Source organism: Streptomyces sp. NBC_00988 (assembly GCF_045162645.1).
GTDB lineage: Bacteria > Actinomycetota > Actinomycetes > Streptomycetales > Streptomycetaceae > Streptomyces.
This window is the reverse complement of sequence record NZ_CP108730.1, coordinates 6,036,599-6,062,468: the sequence shown is the minus strand read 5'-3', so window position 1 is coordinate 6,062,468 and position 25,870 is coordinate 6,036,599. Positions and strand designations below refer to the sequence as shown.

General features: G+C 67.6%; 23 protein-coding genes and 1 tRNA gene. 15 read left to right on the top strand and 9 right to left on the bottom strand.

What is annotated here, in order from left to right; all coding sequences use genetic code 11:
• Positions 1-10 precede the first annotated feature (10 nt).
• The 6 genes from OG496_RS27685 (at position 11) to OG496_RS27660 (ending at position 5,989) form a co-directional block, all read left to right on the top strand.
• On the top strand, positions 11-1,570 hold the full coding sequence (locus OG496_RS27685; RefSeq protein ID WP_405972808.1) for an amino acid permease: 1,560 nt from the start codon (positions 11-13) through the stop codon (positions 1,568-1,570).
• Positions 1,571-1,731: 161 nt separating this feature from the next.
• Positions 1,732-1,804, top strand: a tRNA-Lys gene (locus tag OG496_RS27680).
• Between the two features lie 791 nt (positions 1,805-2,595).
• A complete protein-coding gene (locus OG496_RS27675) occupies positions 2,596-3,135 on the top strand; it encodes an RNA polymerase sigma factor (RefSeq protein WP_405972807.1) in 540 nt (179 codons plus the stop codon).
• Positions 3,136-3,308: 173 nt separating this feature from the next.
• Positions 3,309-4,100 carry a hypothetical protein gene (locus tag OG496_RS27670; protein WP_405972806.1) on the top strand — a complete coding sequence of 264 codons (792 nt, stop codon included), beginning with the start codon at positions 3,309-3,311 and terminating at the stop codon, positions 4,098-4,100.
• A 477-nt stretch (positions 4,101-4,577) separates the two neighbouring features.
• A complete protein-coding gene (locus OG496_RS27665) occupies positions 4,578-5,210 on the top strand; it encodes a peptidase inhibitor family I36 protein (protein WP_405972805.1) in 633 nt (210 codons plus the stop codon).
• Between the two features lie 299 nt (positions 5,211-5,509).
• Positions 5,510-5,989: a hypothetical protein gene (locus OG496_RS27660; protein ID WP_405972804.1), complete on the top strand. Its 480-nt coding sequence runs from the start codon at positions 5,510-5,512 to the stop codon at positions 5,987-5,989.
• A 215-nt stretch (positions 5,990-6,204) separates the two neighbouring features.
• Here OG496_RS27660 and OG496_RS27655 read toward each other — a convergent pair whose 3' ends face one another.
• From OG496_RS27655 to OG496_RS27645, 3 genes are all read right to left on the bottom strand, one after another.
• Positions 6,205-7,020, bottom strand: a complete 816-nt coding sequence (locus OG496_RS27655) for a hypothetical protein (protein ID WP_405972803.1) — start codon at positions 7,018-7,020, stop codon at positions 6,205-6,207.
• A gap of 208 nt (positions 7,021-7,228) precedes the next feature.
• The gene (gene xerC / locus OG496_RS27650; protein WP_405972802.1) at positions 7,229-8,761 is read right to left on the bottom strand and encodes a tyrosine recombinase XerC; all 1,533 of its coding nucleotides are present in this window, start codon (positions 8,759-8,761) and stop codon (positions 7,229-7,231) included.
• A complete protein-coding gene (locus tag OG496_RS27645) occupies positions 8,758-9,438 on the bottom strand; it encodes a helix-turn-helix domain-containing protein (RefSeq protein ID WP_405972801.1) in 681 nt (226 codons plus the stop codon). The genes xerC and OG496_RS27645 overlap by 4 nt, the downstream gene beginning before the upstream one ends.
• Before the next feature lie 96 nt (positions 9,439-9,534).
• Here OG496_RS27645 and OG496_RS27640 point away from each other — a divergent pair, with 96 nt between their 5' ends.
• The 7 genes from OG496_RS27640 to OG496_RS27610 all read left to right on the top strand — a co-directional run bounded on the left by OG496_RS27640 (position 9,535) and on the right by OG496_RS27610 (position 17,248).
• Positions 9,535-9,774, top strand: a complete 240-nt coding sequence (locus OG496_RS27640) for a hypothetical protein (RefSeq protein WP_405972800.1) — start codon at positions 9,535-9,537, stop codon at positions 9,772-9,774.
• A gap of 371 nt (positions 9,775-10,145) precedes the next feature.
• A complete protein-coding gene (locus OG496_RS27635) occupies positions 10,146-11,300 on the top strand; it encodes a DUF3631 domain-containing protein (RefSeq protein WP_405976717.1) in 1,155 nt (384 codons plus the stop codon).
• A 370-nt stretch (positions 11,301-11,670) separates the two neighbouring features.
• Positions 11,671-12,573, top strand: a complete 903-nt coding sequence (locus OG496_RS27630) for a DUF2637 domain-containing protein (RefSeq protein ID WP_405972799.1) — start codon at positions 11,671-11,673, stop codon at positions 12,571-12,573.
• 45 nt (positions 12,574-12,618) lie between these two features.
• On the top strand, positions 12,619-13,263 hold the full coding sequence (locus tag OG496_RS27625; protein ID WP_405972798.1) for a MobC family plasmid mobilization relaxosome protein: 645 nt from the start codon (positions 12,619-12,621) through the stop codon (positions 13,261-13,263).
• A complete protein-coding gene (locus OG496_RS27620) occupies positions 13,260-14,960 on the top strand; it encodes a relaxase/mobilization nuclease domain-containing protein (RefSeq protein WP_405972797.1) in 1,701 nt (566 codons plus the stop codon). Before OG496_RS27625 ends, OG496_RS27620 begins: the two co-directional genes overlap by 4 nt.
• Before the next feature lie 292 nt (positions 14,961-15,252).
• Positions 15,253-16,827 carry a hypothetical protein gene (locus OG496_RS27615; RefSeq protein ID WP_405972796.1) on the top strand — a complete coding sequence of 525 codons (1,575 nt, stop codon included), beginning with the start codon at positions 15,253-15,255 and terminating at the stop codon, positions 16,825-16,827.
• A gap of 25 nt (positions 16,828-16,852) precedes the next feature.
• A complete protein-coding gene (locus tag OG496_RS27610; protein ID WP_405972795.1) occupies positions 16,853-17,248 on the top strand; it encodes a hypothetical protein in 396 nt (131 codons plus the stop codon).
• A gap of 16 nt (positions 17,249-17,264) precedes the next feature.
• Here the strand turns inward: OG496_RS27610 and OG496_RS27605 are convergent, their stop codons facing one another.
• Together OG496_RS27605 and OG496_RS27600 are read right to left on the bottom strand one after the other, a co-directional pair.
• Entirely contained in the window at positions 17,265-17,813 is a 549-nt protein-coding gene (locus tag OG496_RS27605; protein WP_405972794.1) for a flavoprotein, read from the bottom strand.
• The gene (locus OG496_RS27600) at positions 17,810-19,081 is read right to left on the bottom strand and encodes a helix-turn-helix domain-containing protein (protein ID WP_405972793.1); all 1,272 of its coding nucleotides are present in this window, start codon (positions 19,079-19,081) and stop codon (positions 17,810-17,812) included. Before OG496_RS27600 ends, OG496_RS27605 begins: the two co-directional genes overlap by 4 nt.
• 174 nt (positions 19,082-19,255) lie before the next feature.
• On the opposite strand from OG496_RS27600, the gene OG496_RS27595 reads away from it, so the two are divergent.
• On the top strand, positions 19,256-19,687 hold the full coding sequence (locus OG496_RS27595) for an ATP-binding protein (RefSeq protein WP_405972792.1): 432 nt from the start codon (positions 19,256-19,258) through the stop codon (positions 19,685-19,687).
• Positions 19,688-19,933: 246 nt separating this feature from the next.
• Here OG496_RS27595 and OG496_RS27590 read toward each other — a convergent pair whose 3' ends face one another.
• Both OG496_RS27590 and OG496_RS27585 read right to left on the bottom strand, forming a co-directional pair.
• Positions 19,934-20,143 (bottom strand): DUF397 domain-containing protein, encoded by a 210-nt coding sequence (locus OG496_RS27590; protein ID WP_405972791.1) that lies wholly within the window; start codon positions 20,141-20,143, stop codon positions 19,934-19,936.
• A complete protein-coding gene (locus OG496_RS27585) occupies positions 20,125-20,967 on the bottom strand; it encodes a helix-turn-helix domain-containing protein (protein WP_405972790.1) in 843 nt (280 codons plus the stop codon). The genes OG496_RS27590 and OG496_RS27585 overlap by 19 nt, the downstream gene beginning before the upstream one ends.
• 469 nt (positions 20,968-21,436) lie before the next feature.
• Here OG496_RS27585 and OG496_RS27580 point away from each other — a divergent pair, with 469 nt between their 5' ends.
• Positions 21,437-23,149 carry an APC family permease gene (locus OG496_RS27580; RefSeq protein WP_405972789.1) on the top strand — a complete coding sequence of 571 codons (1,713 nt, stop codon included), beginning with the start codon at positions 21,437-21,439 and terminating at the stop codon, positions 23,147-23,149.
• On the opposite strand, the gene OG496_RS27575 is transcribed toward OG496_RS27580, so the two are convergent.
• On the bottom strand, positions 23,130-24,845 hold the full coding sequence (locus OG496_RS27575; RefSeq protein WP_405972788.1) for a hypothetical protein: 1,716 nt from the start codon (positions 24,843-24,845) through the stop codon (positions 23,130-23,132). The genes OG496_RS27580 and OG496_RS27575 overlap by 20 nt on opposite strands.
• Positions 24,842-25,870, bottom strand: coding sequence for a hypothetical protein (locus tag OG496_RS27570; RefSeq protein ID WP_405972787.1), 1,029 nt, complete (start codon positions 25,868-25,870; stop codon positions 24,842-24,844). Before OG496_RS27570 ends, OG496_RS27575 begins: the two co-directional genes overlap by 4 nt.

The following is a 25,870-nucleotide window of genomic DNA, read 5'->3' as shown; positions in this document are numbered from 1 at the left end:
CGCTGGGGGCATGACAGATGACGCCATAGCGAGTGGGCTGTCAAAGGGAGATCCCCCCGGTCTCTCCGACGAAGAACGGCTTGCCCAACTCGGCTACACGCAGGTTCTCGCCCGCCGCATGTCGGCGTTCTCCAACTACGCGGTCTCCTTCACGATCATCTCGGTCCTGTCGGGCTGCCTGACGCTGTATCTGTTCGGCATGAACACGGGCGGCCCGGCCGTGATCATGTGGGGCTGGGTGGCCGTAGGCCTGATGACCCTCTTCGTCGGCCTGTCGATGGCCGAGATCTGCTCCGCCTACCCGACCTCGGCGGGCCTGTACTTCTGGGCCCACCGCCTGGCGCCCCCGCGCACGGCGGCGGCCTGGGCGTGGTTCACGGGCTGGTTCAACGTCCTCGGCCAGGTCGCGGTGACCGCGGGCATCGACTTCGGCGCCGCGTCCTTCCTGGGCGCGTACCTGAACCTCCAGTTCGACTTCAAGGTGACGCCGGGCCGCACGGTCCTCCTCTTCGCCGGCATCCTCGTCCTGCACGGCCTGCTGAACACCTTCGGCGTGAAGATCGTCGCCCTCCTCAACAACGTCAGCGTGTGGTGGCACGTGGTGGGGGTGGGCGTGATCGTAGGGGCCCTCACCTTCGTCCCCGACCACCACCAGTCGACGACCTTCGTCTTCACGAAGTTCGTGAACAACACGGGCTGGGGCAGCGGTGTCTATGTCGTGTTGCTGGGCCTGCTGATGGCGCAGTACACCTTCACCGGCTACGACGCCTCCGCCCACATGACGGAGGAGACCCACGACGCGTCGACGGCGGGCCCGAAGGGCATCGTCCGCTCGATCTGGACGTCGTGGATAGCGGGCTTCGTCCTGCTCCTGGGCTTCACGTACGCGATCCAGTCGTACAACGGGGAGCTGAACTCGGCGACGGGCGCACCCCCGGCGCAGATCCTCCTCGACGCCCTGGGAGCGACGGCGGGCAAGCTCCTGCTCCTGGTGGTGATCGGTGCGCAGCTCTTCTGCGGGATGGCGTCGGTGACGGCCAACAGCCGCATGATCTACGCCTTCTCACGCGACGGCGCGCTCCCGTTCTCCCGCATCTGGCACACGGTGAGCCCGCGCTCGCGGACGCCCGTGGCGGCGGTGTGGCTGGCGGCGGCGGGCGCGCTGGTGCTCGGCCTGCCCTACCTGATCAATGTCACGGCGTACGCGGCGGTGACGTCGATCGCGGTGATCGGCCTGTACATCGCGTACGTCATCCCGACCCTGCTGCGGCTGGGCAAGGGGGACGACTTCCAGCGCGGGCCCTGGCATCTGGGCCGGTGGTCGCGGCTGATCGGCACGGTGTCGGTGGTGTGGGTGATCGTGATCACCGTGCTGTTCATGCTGCCGCAGGTGTCGCCGGTCACGTGGGAGTCCTTCAACTACGCGCCGGTGGCGGTGCTGGTCGTCCTCGGCTTCGCGGCGGCCTGGTGGTTCGCCTCGGCCCGGGAGTGGTTCCTGAACCCGGAACACGCCCGCACGAAGGCGCGGGAGGCGGCGCGGGCGGGGGCGCCCGAACCGGTGGATCCCTAGCACGGTGTGCCCGAACCGGTAGATCCGTAACACTCCGGATCAGTCGGTCCCTCGTCCCGGCCCTGCTCGCCCCCTGTTTCGCCGTCCGGCGCGGCCGTGTCCCCGATACCCGATCGGAGACACGGCCACCTCCCGCTATGCTCGGGGAGGCAACATCGCGAGGACCCTTAGCTCAATTGGCAGAGCAGTGGACTTTTAATCCATTGGTTGTGGGTTCGAGTCCCACAGGGTCTACGGTGCGGGTGACGGGGATACCCCCTCTGACCTGCTGTGCAGCGCCTGAGTCGGCTTCGGTCGGGTCGGGCGCTGCTTCGTTTTCGGGCTTGTGCGTGAGCGATGCGTGAGCGGATGTGCCCGTGGGGGTGGTCTGCTCTGCAAGGGTGACGCGGAGCAACAGGGACGGCGGGTGGACGTCATCCCGGGTGTAGGCCCTCACACGGGCGATGAATTGGTCCTGGGCCGCTTCGGCATACGTGCCGCGGGCATCGAAGTCCAGGACGGTGTCCGGCTCGGCGACGGCGGCCTCGGCAGGGCCAGAGGCGGCGAGTGCGGCGGTGACGGGCTTCGTTCTTGCCAATGCCCTTGAGCTGCAACAGGGCGCCGTCGTCGGTGTAGTCGACGCACAGGCCGTGGACCTTCGCGGCGTTGGTCTGACGGGCAGAGGTGATCGCGTTGCAGACTGGATAGCACCTCATCGGCGATCGTCCTCAGGATCAGATGGGCGTACTCCGCCTTGGCAGAACTCCTCGCGCACGGCGGGGGCATGGCGAGCATCGTCGTACACAGCTCGTCCTCGCTGACCTCTCACCCAGCAACTTGCATATCGCCCTCTGAAGGCGAAGTACCACAACTGCCCGAAGCGCTCCCAGACCAACACCGACACCATCGGCGAGTCCGTCGACCGAGCGATGATCCGACGACGCGACCGGATCCGGCAGTCAGCAACGAACTTCACGCGAGTTGCTTTGTAAGAAGCAGGGGCCGACCGGACAAGAAGAGGACATGGCCCATTTAGAGGAGTGCCCGTGCAGAACTCGCAGGCGTTCAGCGTGCTGTACGCGAAGCACTATGGCTCTGTACTGCGGTACGCGTATCGGCGCGTAGGCGCGGATGACGCACCGGATATCGCGGCGGAGGTCTTCGCTGTCGCGTGGCGGCGGATGGACGACATCCCACCCAAGGCGCTGCCCTGGCTGTATGGCGTGGCTCGCAGAATCGTGGCCAACCATCTGCGGTCCTCGGAGCGAGCGGATCGTCTCATGACTCGACAGGCCGGCGAGGAGTCTCGGGCGCTGATGGTCCGAGACGTTGGTGACCAGGTGGCTGAGGCGAACGCGGTCCAGCGGGCGTGGGCTCGACTGAGCACGGACGATCGTGAACTTCTGGCTCTGATCGGCTGGGAGCGGTTAGGCGTGGGCGAAGCGGCACGTGTCCTTGGCTGCAGCGCTGCTGTGTGCTCTGTCCGGCTGTACCGGGCGCGGCGTCGTCTTCAGAGCGAGTTGTCACGAGAAGAGGTCACGGATCGGGGCCTTCATGGCGAGATGAAACCGGAGGTCAGAACATGAGACTGACTACACAGATTCGAAGGACGATGTCACCGGCTGATCCTGCAGAAAGCTGCGTCGTTGACCGACAGCGGGCCGATGCGGATCTTCAGCAGATCCTCTCCACCTCTCCGGCCTCGTCACAAGAGTCGGTCTATCGCGTGGTCTTACGTCGCCGACCGCTCAGAGTCGCAATGGCCGGCGTCGCCATCACTGCCGCGATGATCGTCACGGTGGTCCTTGGCTTCGGCACCGGCAACTCCTCGACTTCTGCCTACGCCGCTACCCCACCACCTCTGCTCTACTCGCAGACCGCAGACGCCGCGCCAGCCGCAGTACTCCTACAGCAGATCGAGCGGCGAACAACTGATAGCCAGCCCTCAAGCCCTTCGCCCGCAGGCGGGCGGATTCATTGGAAGAGCTGGTCGCTGTTCACCCGCGAGGACACCGGCGGCGATGCCGAGTCGACCCTGGTGCCCCAGGACTATGTGGTGACGGTTCATGCGGACGGCACAGGCACTGAGCAGCAGACCACCCGGGGTCAGTCGGAGACTCACCCGCTGGGCCGATCCAGGCTGGGTGGCACAGTCCCGGGAGATCCCGGTGAATTCAGGGCATGGCTGCAATCCCGGTCCAACGTTTCGTTGTCTGACCCGATGGGTGCCGCTCAGGCCGCAGGCGACCTGCTGCAGAGGCAGGTACTGGGGCCGCAGCAGCGCGCTGCGTTGCTTCACGTCATTGGACAGTTGCCGAGCCTCACCTTCGAAGGCGACGCTGTGGACCGCGCCGGCCGTCACGGAGAAGCGTTCTCCGCGACTTCTGCGGGTAGCGGCCTGCCCACCCGCTACACCTTCATCGTAGATCCCGTTTCAGGGCAAGTGCTGGGAGTGGAGGAGACGTTGACCAAGACAGCAGGCAAGCTGAATGTCCATATCCCCGCGGTGATCAACTACCGCACCTACCTCAGCGCAACGCTTACCGGATGACCCGGCCACTCACTGCGCGCGGGCGGTAAATGCCGGTGTGCTGCACAAGCCGACGGCCCTGACGGGTCGTCGGCTGCCGACTGGGCCTCGTCGGACAGCCGTCCCCTCGCCCTCCAGGGGGCGGTCAGCCGAAGCCGCCTTGCAGGACGAAGCCCCACGCGGTGGACGGCTATCCGCCACGGTTTCCAGCCACGAGGCGACTCTTTTGGACATTTCTCCAAAAATGTAAGGGTGCGCTCTGTATCATTTTGAGCGGAAGGTGAGTCTCCTGATCCGTTTCATACTCAACTAAACCCGCAGGACAGGGTGTCTTAGGGCGAGCTCCTATCGAGCCGCATTCCAATCGATCAAGATTTTTCTCTGACGCTGCGTGACGGCTGGAAGACAGAACACCGTTGACGTGCACACAGGGACTTCATAGCTTCTCTTCGGGCCAGTGGGCACAGGGTCCACTCGCCAATACAACGAAGGAAGCATGTGAGCAGACCACTCCGGAATCTCGCGATCCTCGTCTTTTCCAGTGCTGCTGCGCTGGGGCTGACGAATACGGCTTCTGCTGCGCCGGAATCACTTCAGCAGCAGATAGATTCGACCATCGCCCAATACGGTGGCACGCAAATAAGCGCCTACGAGATCTCCTGGCACGACGGAGACGTCATCATGGCCTTCCCGCTTCCCGGAGACGACAAGGCTCCGCCGTCAAGCGCCGCCGCGCAGGAACTGCAGCGCACGGCAGCCAAGAAGGAAGCGGCCAGGCAAGGCATCACGATCAGCCCTGCCGCGCAACCGACAGCAGCGACGGTCGGCGGATGCCCCACCGAAACTCTCGGTAACGACTGGTACTGCTTCTACCAGGACGACAACTACGGCAACAGGCGCCTGCAGTGGAATGCGGAGCACCTGTCGAACGTCTACTTCTCGGATTACGGATTCGAGGACGAAACCTCGTCCTGGGTCAACGGTGGCGGGAAGACAATCTGGGTCTACGACCAGACTGCGGGAAAGCCGCAAGGTACCGGTCCCAGACTGTGGACGGAGAATGACCACTCTCACTCCACCTACGTCGGCGACACGAACAACGACCGCGCCAACTGGTTCCGTACCAGCTGACATGCAACCGGTCTCACAAAAGGACATTCCAACCCTCGAAGGAGGAGACGTTGTTGCGCTCAGCGACCAAAGTCGTGATCGCGGCGTTCCTGGGTATAGCCGCGGTGTTCACCCTGACCTCGGCGACCAGTTGGGCCGCCGGAGCCTCGACGGCCAGTGGAATCGCCACAGCCCCGACGAACTTGCCGGCTGCAGCCCGGGCGGATGGCAGACCCCAGGTCGAGGCACTCAGCACCGCTGATCGCGGCTTACTCCAGCGGGAGATCGACGACACCCTCTCTCATACCGCGCCTGGCGGGATGCAGATCAGTTCGAACGAGATCGCCTGGCGCGGAGGCAAGGTCGTCCTGGTTCTCCCTCTGCCCGGCGTCAAGCAGACGCCCCCCGATAGTCCGCAACTCCAGGCCCTCTACGCCAAGCTGGAGGGCGCACGCTCCGGTGGTGCGGCCGTTGCCCCGCGGCTGCCAGCGGCCGATTACCACCAGTGCCCGCGGGGCACCAGCGTGCGCTGGTACTGCTTCTACCAAAACCGGGACTGGAACGAGAACGTCGCAGGCCGCCGTCTGCAGTGGAGCGACCCGCACTGCGACGAAGTCATGGACTTCGAGGTGTACAGCTTCGCCGGCCAGACTTCGTCCTGGGTCAACACCGGATTCCTGGAGGTCACCGTCTGGGACGACTCCGTCCACCGGCTCTGGACGGAGGCCCCGAACTCGCTGTCCGCGTACGTCGGCTCCTCCAACAACGATCAGGCCCGCTTCTTCGAGGCATGCGCCTGACCAAGCTCAGGAGCGATCAGTAGGCGTCTCAACGCCGGAGAAACCGCGGCCCTGGCCACACGGCATCCGCGCTATCGCCAAGGAGCCCCGGCCGTAAGTGCTTCCACGGTTCGACGCCATCGAGGAACCGCTGCTCCAGGACTGTTAGCTGCGGTCCTGGAGCAGTGTTCTCTCGATCTGGGCACCAATTCACTCAGGGGCCCATCGGTCGTTGCTCAAGGACGCGATCCAGTGTCCCACGTTCTTCCCCATGCCTGCCGCTCACCGTAGGAGAGAAGCCCGGGGGGCTCCAGGTCAAGTTTCTCGGCACGCTTCACCAGAACTTCTTGGTGCGCGTTCAATTCCCCCGTCGCCGGATCCAAAATAAGAGTGAACTGTACCCCCTGGCCATCTGTCTGTGCGGAAACACCGAAAACCTCACGGCCGGATTTATCTGAGGCTATTCCTGCAAGGCTCAGGCCCTCCACTCCTGCCAGCACACGCAGAATCGCGGCACGCAGTGACGCCTCCACAACCCCCAGGTCATAATAGATGTCCCTCACAGCCCCAAGCAGGGCCTGCGCGCTTCCGCCGCTCACAGACATTAGCTGCCGTGAGAGGCTCTCAGGATTGTGAGATAAAGGCATGACGCCTTCCCATACGTCCCTGAGCGTGCTGTACTCTCCGGCCCGAACCGGGCGATCAATTACCTGCACATCGTGGAGCGCCGCATCCGCTTCCCCCCACATCCCGGCTGCGCCAGTTGAGGAAAACTCGGGAGGGTATTCTCTACGCACGAGGCGGCCCGATCCATCCGAGCTACGCCAACGCTCTATCGTCGTGGGAAACCAGGCACTCGCAGCCACACCGCCGATCACCCGAGTCGTTAGATTCAGCCCAATGTCTCTGGTATAGATATACGGGCCGCCGAAAGGTGGGTCGTGAAGTTGCGCCACACTCTCAGAGATGCCCGTCATGAATTCAACCCTGTCGAAGTCGAACCGCTCAAACGACAACATCAATTCCCCGTCCCGCGGCGGTGGATCAAACATGAATATGTTGCCACATTTTATGTGATGTCCAGGCCGTATGGGTATCCGCGCACCGTATACGGATTGATCCACGGCGAACTCAGGCCGAGCCACATCCTGGTCGATGCCTCCGGGCACGGCGGTCCCCGGTTTCCGAAGTCCTTCGACATTCACGAACTGGCTGATCGACAGCTGACCACAGAACAGGTCGACGATCCCACGTCCTTGGTCACTCTGAGGCGGACGAATCGGTGGCTGCCGGACGAGACCGGGGGATCAACTTCGCCGCCTTCTCGGCGATCTCACGGTCCAGCTCAGGCAGCAGGCTCGTGTACGTGTCCGAGGTCAGCGTGATGGTGGAGTGCCGCAGCGTCTCCTTCACCGTGTGGATGTCGCCGCCGCCTCCGTGCGTGAGCGTCGCGGTGACGTGGCGTAGGTCCCGCAGGGTGATGGGCGGCAGGTCGGTCGTGGCGAGGATGCGGCGGAAGGTCTCGGAGACCGTGCCGGGGTGGAGCCACGAGCCGTCTTCCTTCGTGAAGACCTTGCCTGTGTCCTGCCAGGCGTCGCCCCACTGCGCGCGCTCCTTCTCCTGGCGGGCTTTGTGGTCGCGCAGTTCGGAGATGGTCGTGCTGTCGAGCGCGATCGTGTTCGCGCTGCCGTCCGTCTTGGGCTCCGACTCGTAGGGGTCCCAGCCGTCCACCACGATCTCCTTGGCGGGCGTGATGAGGCCGGCGGCGAGGTCGATCTCGTGCCAGTCCTGGCCGACAGCCTCACCGCGTCGGAGGCCACGGGTACCCATGAGGTGGAGGATCGCGTACAGGCGGTCGCCCTCGGCCGCGTCGAGGAAGGCGCCGAACTGCTGTGGCGTCCACACCATGACCGGGCCGGGGACCTGACCTGTCACTCGCCACCGCCGGACGCGCTCATCGGTCCACAGGAGGGGTTTCGGGCGCCTGCCGGACTCCAACTCGACGTGGGACGCCGGGTTGAAGGTGATGAGCTGCTGGGCGATCGCGGAGTTCAGGGCCGCGCGCAGGGTGCGGCGGATCGCCTGACGGCTGGCCGGACCGGTGATCTTCCGGAACGGCTTCATCTCGTCGAGCTTGGCCCGCTCGGCCGCGAGCAGCTTCCGCTCGGCTCCCACGGGGCGGCCGGGCTTGCTCGGCTTGCAGCGCGCGATCTGCTCGCGACGGGCTTCGTTCTCGGCCGCGATCACCTCGTTCTCGTCGGCTATCGCGTCGAACATCTCCACCAAGTGACCGACGTTGAGCCGGTCGAGGCGCACGTGCCCGATGCGCGGCTTCAAGTGGACGCGGATGTGGGAGGCGTAGCCGTTGAGCGTCGTCTTGCGGCGTTTCTTCGCGGCGAACCACTGGTCGAGCCACTCGCCGACGGTGAGGCTGCCACGGAGAGCCAGTCCCGCCCTCAGTCGGCGCCGGGTCTCCTCGATGGCGGGGAGCGGTGCCTTCTCGACCGCGACCTCCTCCAGCATGTCGACGAGACGCTGGAGGCTGTCCGGGTCGTCCTTCTCCGCCAGGGCGAGCAGGGAGCGGACGTGGTCGAGGTCTGCCTGGGCGTCCTTGAGGGACTCGTAGCCGGCGCGGCTGAAGGAGCGGCGGGTGCCGTCTTCGTGCGACGGGAGTTCCTGGCGTATGGAGTACGAGCCGTGCTTGCGGCTGGAGAGCTTGGGGCAGTTCTTGCCGAGCGGCTTACCGGACTTCGGGTCACGGCAGTAGCAGCGGCGGTGGGTGGAGCCCTTCAAAGGCGTTCCTCCGGGGTGGTGTTGGGGTCGGGTTCGGGCAGGTCGACGTCGCCCAGGGCGGGTGGGAGATCGGGCGGGGTGGCGCCTTCGTCGCGGAGGTCGCGGCGGAGGTAGCGGAGTTTGTACTTGGCGGAGATGGCCTCGTCGGAGTACTTGGTCCGCCTGCGTTCGGCTTCCTCCTGCTGGGCGCGGTTGCTTGCCGTCTTGGCCGCGAACCGTGCCTGTTCCGCTTCTTCGAGGGCGGCCAGAGCGGTGCGTACGAGGTTGTCGTGCGCTTCGAAGTCGGGGATGAGGCCCGCGTCGTACAAGAACGTGGCCTCGTCGCCGGTGAAGCGACGCAGTGCGTCCCAGGTGGGCACGAGGTCCTGGAAAGGGAGTTCCTGGGTTCGGTCGACGTAGCCGACCGGGAAGATCAGGCAGACCGGATACGTCTCCAGGGCGGCGGCCAGGACGATGACGTCCACCAGGGGCAGGGTGGCCCGGCGGCCGGACTCCATGTTGGCGATCACGTTGCGCGGGATGGGATGCCCGAGCTGCTCGCACCGGTCGGCCAAGTCCTGTGCGCTCCATCCCATTTCCTTCCTTCTGCGCCGGACCTCGCCGGCCACGTTGGCCTTGACCCGGTCCTCCCACTCGGGAACCTCGTCCTCATCAGCATCCCCACCGCGTTGTGTCATGGAGACACATTAGCTTCCCGATGATGGTTATAGACGCCTGGAGCCGGACGTGAAGGCCACGTTCGCCGAGGGCTGTACCGAAAAGGGGCGCACTGCATGCGCGAAGACGCGACGGCCGGACGGATGAAGGACTCGAAGGGGATGAGCCGGGAGGAGCTTCTCGCCCTCCCCGTGTCCGTTGACCTGGACACAGGCAACCGTTCTCTCGGGCTCGGGCGGAGCAAGGGGTACGAGCTGGCGAAGCGGGGCGAGTACCCGTGCAAGGTGCTGCGGCTGGGCAACGCCTACCGGGTCGTGACTGCGGATCTGCTCGATCTGCTGGGTCTGGCGGCGTGATGGCGCGGCACCGTAGCAAACGGTTCTGCGCTGAGCTGACACAGAAATGCTGGACTGTTGCCGGGTGTGGACGTACGGTCCGTGTTCCCTCGCGGTGGCCTGGTGCCCGCGAGACGGGGATGGGCCCCCGGCGGTGCAACGCCGGAGGCCCGAGCAACCCCAACCGGCCCGTGAAGAACCAACCCGGCGGCCAGGGCACACACGCCCGCCACCGCCAGAAAAGGAGCTGCCCCGTGGAACATGCGGGAGCCGAGCCCTATTCCGACTCCGACAAGCCCTCGTGGCCGCCCGTCACCGTGCCCGGCCAGCTCGGCCACCACTCCGGCGAAGCCCCGCCGACCGCCGACGACGGTGCGCCTGACGCCACTTCGGTGGAACAGCCTGCCGAGGACACGGTGGCGGATCCGGAGCCGACGCCTGGCTCGGCGCTTCTGGACGAACTGCGTGCGCAGATAGCGAAGTTCGTGATCCTGCCCTCGCCGGAGGCGCTGGACGCGGTCACGCTGTGGGTGGCGGCGACGCATCTCCAGGCAGCGTGGCAGCACGCGCCGCGTCTGGCGGTCGTGGGACCGGCGAAGCGGTGCGGCAAGTCGCGGCTGCTGGACGTGCTGACCGAGACGGTCCACGAGCCGATGCTCACCATCAACACCACACCGGCGGCCATCTTCCGGTCGATCACCGAGGAGAACCCGCCCACGCTCCTGGTGGACGAGGCCGACACCATCTTCGGCACCCCGAAGGTGGCCGAGAAGAACGAGGAGATGCGCGGCCTGCTCAACGCCGGCCACCAGCGCAACCGATACGTCACCCGGGTCGTCGGCAACGACCACACCCCGCACCGCTTCGCGACCTTCGCCATGGCGGCCATCGCGGGGATCGGCGACCTGCCCGACACGATCATGGACCGGGCCATCGTGATCCGGATGCGGCGCCGGGCCGAGGGCGAGAAGGTCAAGCCCTTCCGCTCCCGCCGCGACATCCCGGCCCTGCATGAACTGCGCGACTGCATCGCTGCCTGGGCCAGGCCGTTGCTGGACGAGGCGGCGGAACTGGAGCCGGTCATGCCGGTGGAGGACCGGGCGGCTGACACCTGGGAGCCCTTGGTCATAGTCGCCGACCTGGCCGCCGCGTCCTGGCCCCGTCGCGCTCGCGAGGCGTGTGCGCGGATGGTGGCCACTGAGGTTGAGGCAGAGGAAGAGCGGCCCGGCGGTGCCCGGATCCTCGCCGACATCCGCCGGGTCTTCGCCGCCCAGCGCGAGCCGGACAGCCTCTCCACGGATGAGCTGCTCTACCACCTGCGCCAGGACGCAGAGGCCCCGTGGGCAGAGTGGGGGCGCAACGGGCTGGACTCCCGCGAACTGGCACGGATGCTCAGCCCGTACGTCATCAAGCCCGGCAACGTCCGCCTCGCCGACGGAACCCAGCGCAAGGGCTACATGCGCAGCAAGTTCCTCGACGCCTGGCGGCGCTACTGCCCCACCGTCCACCCGGTGGACGCCGGGCCTACCGCCCCCGCCTCGGGCTGAGCCCCGCATCCCCCGGGTGGCCGTCCCTGCCGTCCCTGCCGTGATCCCGCAGGTCAAATGGCATGAAGACAAGACGGCAACCGGGGGCAAGACGGCAACGCGATCATGAGGGCCGCGTTGCGGGGCCAGAACCACGTCCCGATCCGTCTTGTGCCGTCCCGCGCGTCCCCGCCGTATCGCCGCAGGTCAGGGTGTCAGCCGCCGGGACGGCACACCACCACCACGCCGTCCCGGCCGAACAGGTCGGAGAACGCCTCCGGCATCGGCCGAGACGGCAGACCAAACCCCGTGCCGTACCTGCCCTGACCTGCGCTTGCAACGGCCAAGACGGCAAAGACGGACCACACGCCAACGCCCAGGAGCACCCGGCTTGACGAACCTCTCCACCGCCAGCAACCGAGACGACCTCCTCGACGAGGGACTACCAACCACGACCAAGCAGGCCGCCGAGCGGTTCACGCTCATCGCTGCAGGCGTAGTGATCGTGGCCCTCACGGCCGGCGGGTTCTGGCTCTCGTACGCGCATCTCGCCGAGGTCGCAGGACAACATGGGCTCAGGAACTCTCCGGTCCGCCAGTGGGCCTGGCCGGCGACGCTGGACGCGTTCATCATCGCGGGTGAACTGCTCATGCTCCGCGCTGGTTTGCGCCAAGCGACCGACGGGTGGGCCATCGCCCTTACCGCGACCGGATCCCTCGGCTCCATCGCGCTCAACGTGGCGGGCGTCAGCGGCACGGGTAGCACCGGCGCCGTGCCCATGCTCGACTACGTGGTTGCCGCGGTGCCCCCGACCGCCGCGCTGCTGGCCTTCGGTGTCCTGATGCGACAGATCCACCAGCTCGTTGCCGAGCCCTCTGACACCGCTCAACGCCACAACGCTGCCGACCGCAGCCACAACGGCACCCAGATTGTCCGCCTTGCGGATGACGGCTCCGGTCCGCCGCAGCCAGCCGCTCTTGAAGTGGCGGACCGGCACACCGACGTGGCGCAGGCTGCCACCAATCCACCGGAGCTCCCGCATCCTTCGGACGGGCCGGAAGACCAAGAGTCCAGCACGGTCTCCGAGGAGTTCCTCGCCATCGCCCGCACCGCGCCACTCGGACGGGGAGGCCGTGCTTCGCGCCGCCACATCGAAGCAGCGATACGGGGCGCGGGCCTGTCCGTCGGCAGGGCCGACGCGGAAAAGGTCAAGGACGCCTTGCAGACCGAACTCGACGAGTCCGCCCCTCAGCGGCAGGCCGAACGCGACAGGGCATCTGCCCGCGCCTTCTGAGTCCACAGTTTCCCGCCCCACGAACGCGCCACGGAGAACCCCCTCATGCATGACCCGGGCTACGAACTCCCCACTACTCAGCGGGAGATGACCACCACCGCAACCCAGCCAGCAAGGTATCCCGTTGGACCGTCCAAGGGCCGGTCCAACGAGGGTGCCTCCGCCCCAGGGGTGGCGGAGGGGCTCGGGCACCAGGGGGTGCCCGAGCAGGACAAACTCGTCGAGACCGCCGCCGTTCCGCTGACGCGAGCAGCTGATGCCGCCGCGCTGCATCGCGTCGCCCGCCGCCGTCAGCGTGAACCCGTCCAGCGCAAAGAACGCGTCGACGTGCGCTACAGCACCGACGAGAAGACCGCGATCCTCGCCAAGGCCCGCTCCCTGAACATCGCCGGCGCCCACTACGTCGGCGCCGTCGTCATGGCCCACCTCCACGGCGACCTCGCCCTGCCCGGCCAGCGCACACCCCTCGACGACTACATCGACGAACTGACCGCCCTGCGCCGCGAGGTCGCCAAGATCGGCCACAACATCAACCAGATCACCAAGAAGCTCCACTCCGGCGGCCATCCACACCCTGGGGACAACGCCATGCTGGCCCAGGTCGAACCCACCTTGGACGCAGTAAGCGCCTCCGTCCGCCACATCGCGTCCGCCGCGAACCAGGCCGTCGCCAAGAAGCCCGCCCGATGATCGCGAAGATCAGCGGCGGCAAGGACACAGCCGGTCTGATCCGGTACCTGTTCGACACGAAAAAGGCCAAGGACCACACCGACCCCCACCTGGTCGCCTCCTGGGACGGCTTCGCCCCCGACCCCGGCCGCGCCGACGACTTCGACGCCACTCGAAAGCTCCTCGTGGCCGACCTCGACCTGCACGTCAAACAGGCCCGGCGACTGGGCCACGCCCCCGAGAAGCACACGTGGCACTGCTCGATCCGGGCAGCCGAGACCGACCGCCACCTCAGCGACGAGGAGTGGGCCGACATCGCCCACCGCGTCGTCGCGGCCACTGGCATCGCACCCGAGGGCGATCCGGACGGATGCCGCTGGGTCGCCGTCCGCCACGCGCCGGACCACATCCACATCGCCGCCACCAAGGTGCGCGCCGACCTGCGCACCGCACGCCACTGGAACGACTACCTCACCGCCGACTACGAACTCGCCGCCATCGAGAAGGAATACGGTCTCTTCCAGGTCGTCCGCGGAGATCGCACCGCCGCCAAACGCCCCACCCGCGCCGAACAGGAGAAGGCCCGCCGCGTCGGCCACGACACGACCGCCCGCGAACGCCTGCGCGCCACCGTCCGCACCGCCGTGGCCGCCGCCTCCACCATCGAGGAGTTCGTCGACCTGCTCAGCCACATCGACGGCGTGCTCGTCGAGGTCGTGCACTTCCCCTCAGGCGACGTACGGGGATACAAGGTCGCCGTCGCGGACGACGCCCAGGGTCCCATCTGGTACTCCGGCTCCAAACTCGCCCCGGACCTGTCCCTCCCAAAGATCCAAGAACGCCTGGCGAGTATGGGGCAGCCCACCGGCCAGTCGGGCGGGCGCAGGCCCAACCCCTGGCATCAGGCCACCGCCGCAGCCGAACGCATCCCCCACCACTTCGACCAACCCGACGACCAAGCCTCCCAAGGTCACCTCGCCGCCTTCGGTGAAGCTCTCGACGCCCTTCCCCTCGTCACACCCCAAACTGTGCGCCACCAACTCCGAGAAGCGGCCACCGCGTTCGAACGCGCCACACGCTCCCGCATCCGCGCCGATCACCACCACGCCCGCGCCCTGCGTGGCGCCGTACGCGCGATGCTCCGAGAGCCCGCCCCAAAGGACGGCGCCGCCCTGGCGATGTTCCTCGACGCCGCGATCCTCGTCGTCATCGCCGCCGCCCGCTGGCACCAACTCCGCCACCACGACCAGCAGGTCGCCGCCGCCCACCAGACCCTGGTCCACCTCCAGGCCGCCTACGACCAAGCAGCCGCCGTACCGCTGGCTGCCCTCGCCCAACGCCGACCACCGCAGCAGACTGTGGACCGGCACATCTACCACCTGCACCAAGCTGTCCCCGACCATGCCGAGCAGGTCGTCGAAGACCCCGCCTTCGGCGCGCTCACCGCCGTCCTCGCCGAGGCCGAGGCAGCCGGCCACGATCCGCAGCAGCTCCTCCAACAGGCCGCCGACCAACGCGCCCTGGACGACGCCGACTCCCTTGCACGGGTCCTGACGTGGCGCATCCAACGCCTCAGCGCACGGTCGGCACCCAGCCCACGAGCCCGAGCGGCACAGGCCCGCAGCACTGCCGCACAGCACACCGGCGCTTCGGCTCCGATGACAGCAGTCGCTCCAGTCCCGCAACAGCCGACCCAAGCACGGCCGCGCTCCCGGTGACGCCCAACGCCGGAGTTTCGGCGGAATGCCACCTACGCCGTCGGTAGCCCCACAACACGGAGGCGCCTTTCGGTCATTGTTCGATCCGAATGCCCCAGTGCGCGGCTTGTGCGGGTTTGCGGTATGGCAGCGCTTGCCATGCGCGAGGACGATGCCCCTCTGCGTCCGCCGTATTCAGGTGTCGCGGTGGGGCATCGGAGACACGGGGGTGGGGGACTTGTCCTACGGGGAGCATCAGTCTGTCTTTTCGGCACCAGCGGTGCCGTTGGGGCCTGCGGCTGATGCGCGGGAAGTGATCAAGCATGGGGTCTATACCGAGGGGGTCACCCGCCGGTTGAGCGCTGCGGCCTTCGCCCGTACGGACTGGCTGGCCGTGTTACGCGCCGAACTGGCCCGACTCTGGAAGAAGTTGAAAGCAGCCGTAAAGAAGCGGCTGCGGTGGCTCTTTCCTCCCAAGGAGGCGGAGAAGGCCGCCGGTTCCTCCGAGCCGGTACCGCCGTCGGTCGTGGTGGGTGAGGATTACGCGGTCTGGGTTCGGCGGAGGATCAAGAAGTCGAAGCGGCCGGTGCCGGTGTATGGCTTCCACCAGGAACCCGTGGTGGAAGCCTCGGACCGCGCCATACGACATATGCGGAAACGGCGATGGGCCGTCGCTGCGGTGGTCGCGGTTGTCGTCTGGCAGGCCATCGCCGGCAGTCTGACGGTGGGATGGGCCGCCCTCACCCTGATCGTCGGGGTGTGGGGCGTGTACCTGGTCGAGCGCTACCTGGCACAGACGCGCCTCAACGCCCTGTTGGCCGGTGAGCTGCACGCGGCTCCGACAGCCGTTCAGGCGCACGCTCTGCCGTATCTCCGCGAGCGCCGCGACAGCGGCGACCGGGACCGCTTTCTCGGAGCGGGTCTTCAGGCATGGCCGCCCGCGGTTATCGGCATCGACGTCGAACCGGCCCCCGAGAACCAGGATGCGGGAGACGACGACACCGGACTGCCTTCGGGACTCGCTTCGCCAGCACAACGCCCGGGTCAACCCGACATGGCCGAGGTGGCAAAGGCCGTTCTGGATGCCCTGTCTCAGCACAACAAGCCGGTGGCCCGCAAGCCGCTGAAGCACTTCACCGTGGCCCAATTGCACACGCATGTCGCGCGCCGACTGGACGACCCGGCACCCGCCCATCACCGCGATCACCCCATCCCGCGCATGGAGGTCATCGGCATCGCCGGCATCCACTACAAGCGCTGGGATCAGATCGACGACGACGCCTGGCGCACCCTGCACGCCCTCGCCGAAGACAACATTGGCGACAAGCCCGTTGAGGAGATCGCCCGCCGCTATATCTGGGCCCGGGTCACCGCCTGGAACGGCGAACTCATCGCCGCCGTCCTGGTTCACCTCGCTTACCAGGGCGGCTTTCTGCGCGTCACCGTCCGGCCGCACATCATGGCCCCGCTCAACCCGAAGGTCGCCGGTCTCAAGCCCGCCGACCCACGGAGCCTGAGATGGCTAGGCCGCGCCGCGTTCAACGCTCTCGGCGACATCTACATCGGCCTCGACCGGCTCATACGCCGCACGGCCCGCAAGCTCCCCGAACTCGACTCGGGCAGCGGACCGGTAAGCCTCCGCGAGGTGTACAGCGTGAGCTGGATCGAGGACATGCACACCAATGACGACGCCCGTTACTACGTGCAGATGATGCAGCGCCGCGTCTTCGACTCCACCGAGATCTTCCTGCGTGACCACAACGTCGACATCGCCGCCTACCAGCAACAGGCCACCGCGATCTACAACTTCGGCGTCATGAACGGCGGCACCATGGCCGGCCCCGTACAGGCCACGCCGTTCTCCAACAACCCCTCCATGACCAACTGACGCGCACCCCCACCAGGAGCCTCGCATGGCCATCCGCCGCCAGCCCGACCCAGTTCCCAACGGACCCAACTTCGGCATCATCAACACCGGCAACATGACGGGACCCGCCCAAGCCGCGGCGTTCTCCCAGAACGTCAGCCAGACCAACAACATCACCAACGAAGCCGTGGACAAGGCTCGCGAGAGCATCGACGACCTTCGACGGCGCCTGGAAGAACTACGCGGCCAGTACCCCGAGGTGGACGCCGCCCTGCGCGACCTAGCCATGATCACCCCGCGCCTGGACGAACCCGAACGAGACCCCGGCACCCTGCGCTACATGCTCCAGAACCTCGTCGAGCGCTGCGGCGGATTCCCCAACCTCCTGGCCGCAGCCCAACTCGTCCAGTCCACCGTCATGGCACTACTGCCTGGATCCTGACCACCCCTGGCTGCGGTTACCGGGAGAGCCGGGGCTCCAGCAGATCCAAGGCTTCCTCCCAGCGGAAGCGGTCTGCTCCGCCGCCGGCCTTGGGCCGGTGGGGCTCGTAGCTGCCGATCAGGACGCCCATCTCCTGCAGCCGAGCCAGGCTCTGCTGGTACGCGGGGTGGGCGGCCTGGGCCATGTTCAAGTACGGCAGTACGGCTGCGGGGATATCCATGCCGTACGCCTCGCAGAGGATGCCCAGGGCGAGGGTGTCAGAGATGCCGGCAGCCCACTTGTTGACCGTGTTGAAGGTCGCCGGGACAACGGCGATGGCATCCGCAGGCGGGAGCGGTCGGGCCTCGCCAGGCGTTCGCCAGGCCGAGCGGATCGGGTAGCCGGTCTGGGTCTCGACCGCCTCGACGTCGAGGAAGCCCAGCCCCTGTGGGGTGGCGACGACACCGACGTCCCAGTGCCGTTCCTGCGCTGCGGTGATCAGCTTGCCGACGTCGCCGGCGATACCGCACGCGCACACGACGACATACAGGAAGGGCTTCGTCTCCGGAGCGTTCGGCTCGGTCACGCAGGGACTCCCAGTTGGCGGCTGAAGTGGTGCAGTTCGGGCAGGGTACGACGGCGGTCGCGGGCGGCCATGTCGGCAACCAGGTCGCGCACGGCGGGGCGGCGAACGTCCTGGGCGGTGCAGGTCTCGGCGATCCGCAGGGCTTGGTAGCCGTCGGAGAGGCGGCCCTGCTGGCTGTAGGCGCGGGCCGTCTCCACCCACAGGGCCGCCCGCCGTTCGGGCACGGGGATGTGCCGGCGCATGAGCGGGCGGGCCGCTTGCAGGGCGAGGCCCTCGTCGCCGAAGGCCACCAGAGCGCTGAGCTCGTGGAGGGCGACGTTGGTGGGGCTGAAGTTGGCCCAGGCGTCGGGACGGTCGAGGGAGACGTACCGGGCAACCTCTTTGGCTTCGGCGAGGAACTCCTCGGTGGCCGCGCGGTCGCCACCGCCGCTGGCCGCGGTCACACCCCGCAGCAGCAACAGCCCTACGGCTGCAAGGTACTTCGGGGAGCGGCGGTCGTAGGAGCCGGTGAGCTGGTCGGCCGTATGCCGGACGAGGGTGACGGCCTGGGTGGTGTGCTTCTCGCGGGCCAGGACATGGGTCTGCACGCGGACGCTCGAGGCGAGGACCACCGGGTCACCGGAGCGTTCGGCCTCAGCCATGGCACGACCGACCGCGAGCCAGGCGCTGCCCTGGTCGTGCTGCTTGAGCAGCAGGCTGGTTGACGTCTGATAGGCCGTGGCCAGGAGTGCGGACAGCACGTCGCTGTCCAGAGTGCCGGCGGAGGCCAGCCGAAGATCGGCGACCAGGCCGGGCAGGATGCGTTCCAGCTCCGTGTAGTCGCAGGTGTAGAAGAGCCCACGGGCCGCTCCCACCCGGTCACGGAGAACCGTCGTGTCCATGACGGCGCCGGTACTCGCCGGGCTCAAGCCAGGCAGGAGGGCCTGGACCAGGTCGTTGTGGGCGGCGGCCGAGGCAGCCGGGGTTGCGAGCGCGGCGATGCTTGCGGCGAGGAAGGTACGGCGGTGCATGTCTTCTGTCTCGGAATCGGCGGCGGAGGCATCGGGGAAAGCGGCGAGACTCAACTGGTGGGGCGCGATGCCGAGTTCCTGGGCTACGGCACGCAGGACGCGGATGTCCTCCGTGCCGCGCCCGCTCTCCAGACGGCTCACCTTGGACTGGTGGTAGCCGAGAGCGGCGGCAACGTCCTTCTGCGAGCGCCGCTGTAACACCCGTGCCTGACGGATCGCTTCACCGATCCGTCTTGCTTCGCTGTGTGCTTCGGCCATCTGCCACGGCCCCTTCCGCCGTCGCCGATCCTGCCTGCTCAACCGAGCGTAACCGAGCGGCAATTGACCGCGATGCAGCTCCTGCATAAGTGATGCAGCGACGGCACACGGCGTGGCCCAGCTTGCCTCCGAAGCGGTTGCGTGGAGCTGCCACACCGATCCAGGAGGCCACTCATGGAAGCGCATCAGATCCATTTCCCCGTTCACGGCACACCTGCTGCCGCCAGCTCAGCGCGCCAGCAGCTCGCCATCGGGATACGGGCCTGGGACGCCTCTCTCGATCAGGAACTCCTGGAGACAGCGGAGTTGGTCGCCGCCGAATTGCTCGCCAACGCGGTACGGCACGCGGGCCACGGCCCTATCTCGGCCGGCGCCCGCCTGAACGACGAACGCCTGCTGATCGAGGTGACCGATGCCAGCTTCGAGGCCCCGCGGGTCGGACTGCCGGATGTGGACGAGGAGGGCGGACGGGGCCTGTTCATCGTCGCCGCCCTCGCGGACCGCCACGGGATCGACCCGCTGCCGTCCGGCAAGCGGTGCTGGGCCGAGTTCAAGGTCAGCGGCCCGGACCAGCCCTCACGATGCCTTCCCCTGCAAAGGAGTTGACGGTTGACAGCCGTACGGATCCCCCGGTCGCCGCACATACATCGCCACCCACGAGGGCCTCACCACTCAAGAGGTCACCCCGCTCCTCGCCGGGTTGCCGGCACTCCAGCCCCTCACCGATGACGACCTGCGCGCCTGGCGCCCGGCCGACGCCACCGGAGGACGCCGTACCACCAAGAAGTAGTCCGCCAGTTACGCCGACGGCCCCGCGATCGGAACAGATCGCGGGGCCGTCGCCTTGCCTGATCAGTCGCTCAGCTGCCCGTTCCCGATTGCCGAAACGAAGGAGGTCCACCCGCCGGCAGGGAACACAAGCACCGGCCCGTGGGGAACCTTGCTGTCCCGTACCGGGACGACAGCGGCGAAGTCGTCAGAGACCTCGACGCAAGCGCCACCGTCCTGGTTGCTGTAGCTGCTCTTACGCCAGGACGCGGCAGTCAGGTCGATGGATCGCACGTGACTTCCTCCAACATCTGCAGGATGAACTTCCGCGACTCCGCCGGGGAAAGCGCCAGGTCGCGCACCGCATCGTACGCCTTCTGCAAACTCACAACAGGGCCGGACTCCTCGATGAGTTCGCCCCTGTATCCATTCTCGGTATACGCGACGGTCCTGCCCTCCGGAAGGAGGAGGTACCACATGTCGGCACTCACGAGACCGTGCAAACCCGCGCTCTGCAGAAGCACATGGACCGTCACGTTCGGCCGCTCGGCCACTTCGGCCACGTACTCCAACTGCCCCCGCCACTCTGCCCCGTCCTGCAACGGCGTCCGCAGCACCGCCTCCGACAGGATCGTCCGGAACGGCGGCGCATCCTTCCCCACCAACAACTCCCGCCGCCCCATCCGGGCATCGACCTGCTGCTCAAGTTCCTTCCCCTCAAGCCCGCCCGCCGCCAGCATCTCCCGCGCATACCCCGTTGTCTGCAACAACCCCGGCAGCACGCTCACCGCGAAGTGCCACAAACTCACGGCCTCCGCCTCCAGCGCCATGTACCGCCGGTACCGCTCGCGGAACTGCGTATGGTCCCCTGCGGCCAGCTCCCACAACGCCAGCAACAGCCCCGGCGTCCCGTAGTGCGTGTCCAACGCCTGGACGACCTCCGGGCTGCCGAGCGTCTCGCCGTTCTCCATCTTGCCGAACAACGACCAGTCCCAGCCGAGCCGTTCACCGAGCGCCCGCAGACTCAGCCCGCTCGCATCCCGTAGCCTCCGCAACTCCTCGGCGAACCGCTGGCGGGGTTCCTGACTGCGGTCGGTGATGACGCGCCGTTGCGGCATACCACTCCCTCCGGGACATGCACGTGAGCGACGGGGGACGTGTGGAACCACCTCAGCGCGACGGGAAACCATCACCCCAGCCACAACCCGACGGCCCGCTTCCGACCGCATCCCCGTAACAACTGCACTACGCAGGGTAATTCACCCAGTGCAACCCGGTCACGGAATCAGCGGAACCGACCTCCGCACCCAGGGCCGAGTTGCTGAACGCCCTCGGCGCCGATGCCAACTCCCGGAGGAGGCAGCCGAGATGACGGCACCACTCCACATCCGACCCGTCCGCCGCCGCCAGCTCCGCGCGCCAGCAGCTCGCCAACGCGGTACGGCACGCGGGCCACGGCCCCATCTCGGCCGGCGCCCGAGATACCGCCCTGGCAATCCGATCAACCCGAGCGCGGCAGAAAGCCCCCGCTGTACCCTGTCGCCACTGTGCGTGAGGAGCTGCCGACGCTACGCGGGGGATAGGCGGATGAGTCTCCAGAGATCGCGGTTCGAGGCCGAGGACGAGCAGCGGCGGCTGTCGGTGTTCCATCTCGTCGGTCTCGCCGCGGGTGGTGTGATCGGTTCGGGCTGGATGCTGGGAGCGAACGAGGCGTTCGCCAAGGCCGGTTCGGATGCCTGGCTCGCCTGGCTGTTCGGCGGTCTGCTCATGCTGCTGATCGCGGGAGTCATGGTCGAGCTGGGGACGGCCGCTCCCAAGACCGGAGGGCTGATCTTCCTGCCGCTGCAGAGCAGCGGTGCGCTGGTGGCGACGGTGGCCGCGGCGGGGCTGTGGCTGATGTACACGATCAACCTGGCCAGTGAGGCCGTCGCGATGACGAGAGGTCTGTCCTGGAAGGTCGAGGGGCTGCTGGCCTCCTCCGACTCCGACGCACTGACCGCCAAGGGCTGGTGGTGGTCGCTGGGGTTCATGGCGGCGATCTCCCTGGTCAATCTGATCGCTCCGCGGATCTTCTTCCGGATCAACTCCTGGCTGACGGTGCTGAAGATCGTCGTTCCCGTCCTGACCGTGGTGCTGCTGATCGTGGCCGGGTTCGACCGGCACGGCCCCGGGACAGGTGAGCACACGCCGGGCATGGGCCCCTCCGCGGCGATGTCCGCGGTCGTGACCAGCGGTGTGATCTACGCCTATGTCGGTTTCCAGGGGCCGTTGGACTTCGCCGGGAACGTCAAGCAGCGGTCGCCCGGTGAGGCGGCGAGGCTGCGCCGGGCGGTCTTCGGGACCATCGTCGGCTCGATGGTCCTGTACATAGCGCTCCAGATCGTCTTCACCAGGTTCCACGACTCCGGGTGGAGCACGGCCCACATGGCGTCGTCGCCCTACGCCCACTTCGCCAACGCCGTCGGGCTGTTGTGGCTGGGCGTGCTGCTCAACATGAATGCCGTGATCTCGCCCATGGGCGCGGGACTCGTGTTCACCCACGCGCTCACCCGCGAGGTCGCGGCCTTCAGCCGGGCCCATCTCACACACCGGGGGCTCCAGACAGCCCGCAAGGCGTCCCTGAACCGGCGGTACGACGTCTACTGGCTGGTGCTGGTGGTCGACTTCTTCGTCGCGGCGGTCGTCCTGTGGGCGATGGGCGGCAGTTGGAAGACTCTCGTCGCTGTCACCGGAGTCCTCACCCTGGTCGTCTACGCCGTCCCGGGCGTCACCCTCGTCGCGTTGCGCGCGCACCTGGAGGGCTATTCCGATCGGCGGCGCGATGCCCACGAGGTTCTGGCGCGCGCGAGTTTCGCCCTGATCGCGCTGATCCTCTACGGGGCCGGCTGGACGTCCCTGTGGGAGGGCATGGTGACCCTCGCGGTGGGGTGCGTGCTGCTGCTGTTCCTGCCGAGTCTGGCCCGGTGGCTGCCCGCCTTCGGGCGGATATACGACGCCAAGGTCCATGTGACGCTGTTCCGGGACGTGCGTGAGAGCCCCGCGGCCCAGGCGGCGCTCTGGCTGCTCGGCCATCTCGCGGTGCTGTTGTCGCTGACGCTGCTGCTCGGTGATTCCCCGATCGGCTTCCATCACAAGCTCCTGGGCGGCTTCCTGGCCGTCGCCACGGCGCTCGTCTCCTTCGAGGGGATGGTCAGGGCGTCCAGGCGCCATATGACCGGAGTGCCGCCGATGCTGCCGACTCCGGCGCCCGCCACCTCTTCCGCTCCTCAGACCCAGGCCGTCAGCGCAGTGAGCGAATGACCTCCCGGGCCTCGTCCTCGTAACCCTTTCCGGTCAGCACCATGACCGCCTCCTCCCGGCGGCGCGCGTCGGACCAGCGGCCCACCGTGGCCCGCAGCAGGAAGAGCCGGTCTTCCGTCTTCAGCCCGGGAGCGCCGCGCAACCGCTCGACGATCAGGGCCACTTCCTCGGGGGTGACCCGCTGCTCGTTCTCCAGGCAGCGTTCGAGCAGGTTCCAGCCATCGAGGTCGACCCCCGCGTCGTACAGCCCGACCGCGATCTCGGCGATGACCGCACCCGAGCCCGCGGGCGGCCGCACCGGGTCGGCCGGGTCCGCCAGCTCCTTGCAGGCCAGGTAGACGGCGTCGGCGCGGCCGGCTGTCCGCAGCCCCTGGACGTACGCGACGAACAGGTCGGCCTCGTCGCTGTGTTCGAGGACATGGGCCGCGACGCGCCGGGCGATGGTCTGGGCGGCGCGGTTGCGGTCCCGCGGCCGTTCGATCCTGTTCAACAGGGCCACCAGATCGGCCCCGGAGCGGCCGTCGGTGTGCACCGCGGCGGCGATGCGCAGCAGGCGCCGGCACTCCGGCGGAGCGTTGACGTTGCTCAGTGCCGTGTCCAGGCGGTCGAGTTCCTGGGGGGAGCGCGGTCCGGCGCGCCCTGCCGTCCCCCGGGCCACGATGTCGGCGAGCAGGTCCCTGGTCGTCCTGGTCAGGGCGGCGGACTCGTACCAGATCCGGACGATCTCGGCGAGGTCCTCCATCGTGTCGCGCGCGGCGGCGTGCTTGCGGATCTCCGCGCACTTCTCGGAGTACGGCGGTTTGGCCAACTGGCCGCAGATCTCCGCGATGTCGTGCCGGGTCCGCCACTTACCGACGTGTTCCACGAGGGTGTCGCGGCTGTCCGTGCGGGTGGCGATCAACTGGGCGATGATCCGCCTGGTCTCGTGTACGCGGTCGTCGAGCTGCAACTGCGCGTCGACCCACTCCTCCAGGATCCGCTCGGCGGGGCTGAGGTGGTTCAGCGCCCCGGCGAGGTCGTGGAACTCCTTCGGCACTGTCTCCGACATCCGCGGCAGACCTTCGCCGGCGATCGCGACGAGCGCCTGGCGGAGGAACTCGGCCGCCTCCTCGGCGCACTTCTCGTCGCGCAGCGCGATGTAGAGCAGGGCCTTGTCGAGGTTGGTGCGGCCCGAGCCCCGCTCGGTGAACACGTTCAGCGTCCGTTCCACCAGGTCGCGCTTGCCCGCGCGACGGCACACCCGGACGAACACGGCGACATCCGTGACCGTCCGCTGGCACGCGATGTCGTGGACGACGCCGTCGGTCAGCCGGGGACGGTCGTCGTCCCCGCTCGCCCGCTCGGCGTCCCACTGCCTGATCGCGAGGTCCGCCGCCTGCCCGATGTTCCGGCACAGTGCCGCCGTGGCCAGCACGTTGACGGCGTCCCGGTAGTCGAAGTACCGCGCGGACTCGATGAGTTGGTCGATGGGGCGCTTGAGGGCGAAGGCGTGCAGGGCACGGATCGCGGTGGCCGGGCTCGGCATCTCACCGCCCTCGGTGTCCCGCTGCCCCACCCGCATGGCCTGCATGCGCTTCTCGAACACCTCGACGCTGCAGGTGGTCACCCATTCGTAGCCGAAACTCCACGCGTCGCCGTCCTCGCTCTCCGGAGCGCCGGTCGTTTCGGAGTTCGCGGCCGTCCGGCCGTCTGTCATACGCGCAGTGCCTTCTCCACCTGGTTCCAGTAGCGGGCGAAGGCGTGGGGTTCGCTGAACCTGTCGTTGGCCTGGGCGTCTATGCGCCGGGCGAGGTGCCTGCTGGCGTCGTCCGTCCGGGAACTGAGGATGGCGACGACGTCACCGGTCGTGCGCTCGTCCTCAAGCAGGTCGTCGAAGCGGGAGTCGCGGTCCAGCATCAGGGCCCTGACCCAGTCCTCCGGGGCGACCGGGCGGTACGGGGCGGGATCGCGGGAGGTGGCATCCATCTGGTTGGTGAACAGGCGCGTACCGTCGCGGGCGTCGTTCAGCGACATCCTCGGCACCTGGTGCTGGGCGCCGGCGCAGCTCTCCATCTCCCGCTTGACGGCTTCACGCAGCAGCCCGATGGTCAACTGGGGCGCGTGGTCCGTGGTGCCGTCCCGCAGTATGCGCAGCAGATGCCCGCTGAACGGCGTGCAACCGGCGAGATCCCCAGGCAGGGCCGAACAGCCTTCGGCGGAGGCGTTGTTCGCGTTCTTGACGGCCGTGAAGACGCAGGTGCCCTCGTCCAGGTTGCCCAGCACTCCGGGCAGGACCGGCTCCTCCCCCAACTGCGGCAGCAGATTGGAGTAGCAGCAGTCGGCGATGAGGACCTTGAGCTTCGCCCTGGCCTGGCGCATGACGCGGTAGACGTACCAACTGGACAGCCAGGTCCAGGGGTTGTTCTCGCGCGAGGAGCTCACCGAGAAATGCACCTGGGCGCCGGGCAGATCGCTCCAGTACTGGCCGTGGCCGACGTAGACCACCAGGAAGATGTCCTTGGGCTCCGTCTCGTCCGCGGCCTTCTGCAAGGCCCGCATGACGCCGTCCGCCGTCTGGACCTCGTCATCCCCGAGGACCCGGCAGTTGTCGGCACCCCACATCGCGTCGCCGGCCAGGACCTCGCCGTACATACGCGCGCTCCGGCCGATCGAGGGGTGACTTTCGATCCCCGAGCCGTCGGCGTACGCCGCCGGTCCGATCACCACCGCCCTGGACGCCAT

What these genes read in the sequence shown, in the direction of transcription:
- OG496_RS27685 (WP_405972808.1), top strand. Translation starts at nt 11, where the DNA reads ATGACAGATGACGCCATAGCGAGTGGGCTGTCAAAGGGAGATCCCCCC.
- OG496_RS27670 (WP_405972806.1), top strand. Translation starts at nt 3,309, where the DNA reads ATGGCCGGCGTCGCCATCACTGCCGCGATGATCGTCACGGTGGTCCTT.
- OG496_RS27660 (WP_405972804.1), top strand. Translation starts at nt 5,510, where the DNA reads ATGCAGATCAGTTCGAACGAGATCGCCTGGCGCGGAGGCAAGGTCGTC.
- OG496_RS27655 (WP_405972803.1), bottom strand. Translation starts at nt 7,020, where the DNA reads ATGTTTGATCCACCGCCGCGGGACGGGGAATTGATGTTGTCGTTTGAG.
- OG496_RS27645 (WP_405972801.1), bottom strand. Translation starts at nt 9,438, where the DNA reads ATGACACAACGCGGTGGGGATGCTGATGAGGACGAGGTTCCCGAGTGG.
- OG496_RS27640 (WP_405972800.1), top strand. Translation starts at nt 9,535, where the DNA reads ATGCGCGAAGACGCGACGGCCGGACGGATGAAGGACTCGAAGGGGATG.
- OG496_RS27625 (WP_405972798.1), top strand. Translation starts at nt 12,619, where the DNA reads ATGCATGACCCGGGCTACGAACTCCCCACTACTCAGCGGGAGATGACC.
- OG496_RS27620 (WP_405972797.1), top strand. Translation starts at nt 13,260, where the DNA reads ATGATCGCGAAGATCAGCGGCGGCAAGGACACAGCCGGTCTGATCCGG.
- OG496_RS27610 (WP_405972795.1), top strand. Translation starts at nt 16,853, where the DNA reads ATGGCCATCCGCCGCCAGCCCGACCCAGTTCCCAACGGACCCAACTTC.
- OG496_RS27600 (WP_405972793.1), bottom strand. Translation starts at nt 19,081, where the DNA reads ATGGCCGAAGCACACAGCGAAGCAAGACGGATCGGTGAAGCGATCCGT.
- OG496_RS27595 (WP_405972792.1), top strand. Translation starts at nt 19,256, where the DNA reads ATGGAAGCGCATCAGATCCATTTCCCCGTTCACGGCACACCTGCTGCC.
- OG496_RS27585 (WP_405972790.1), bottom strand. Translation starts at nt 20,967, where the DNA reads ATGCCGCAACGGCGCGTCATCACCGACCGCAGTCAGGAACCCCGCCAG.
- OG496_RS27580 (WP_405972789.1), top strand. Translation starts at nt 21,437, where the DNA reads ATGAGTCTCCAGAGATCGCGGTTCGAGGCCGAGGACGAGCAGCGGCGG.
- OG496_RS27575 (WP_405972788.1), bottom strand. Translation starts at nt 24,845, where the DNA reads ATGACAGACGGCCGGACGGCCGCGAACTCCGAAACGACCGGCGCTCCG.
- OG496_RS27570 (WP_405972787.1), bottom strand. Translation starts at nt 25,870, where the DNA reads ATGGCGTCCAGGGCGGTGGTGATCGGACCGGCGGCGTACGCCGACGGC.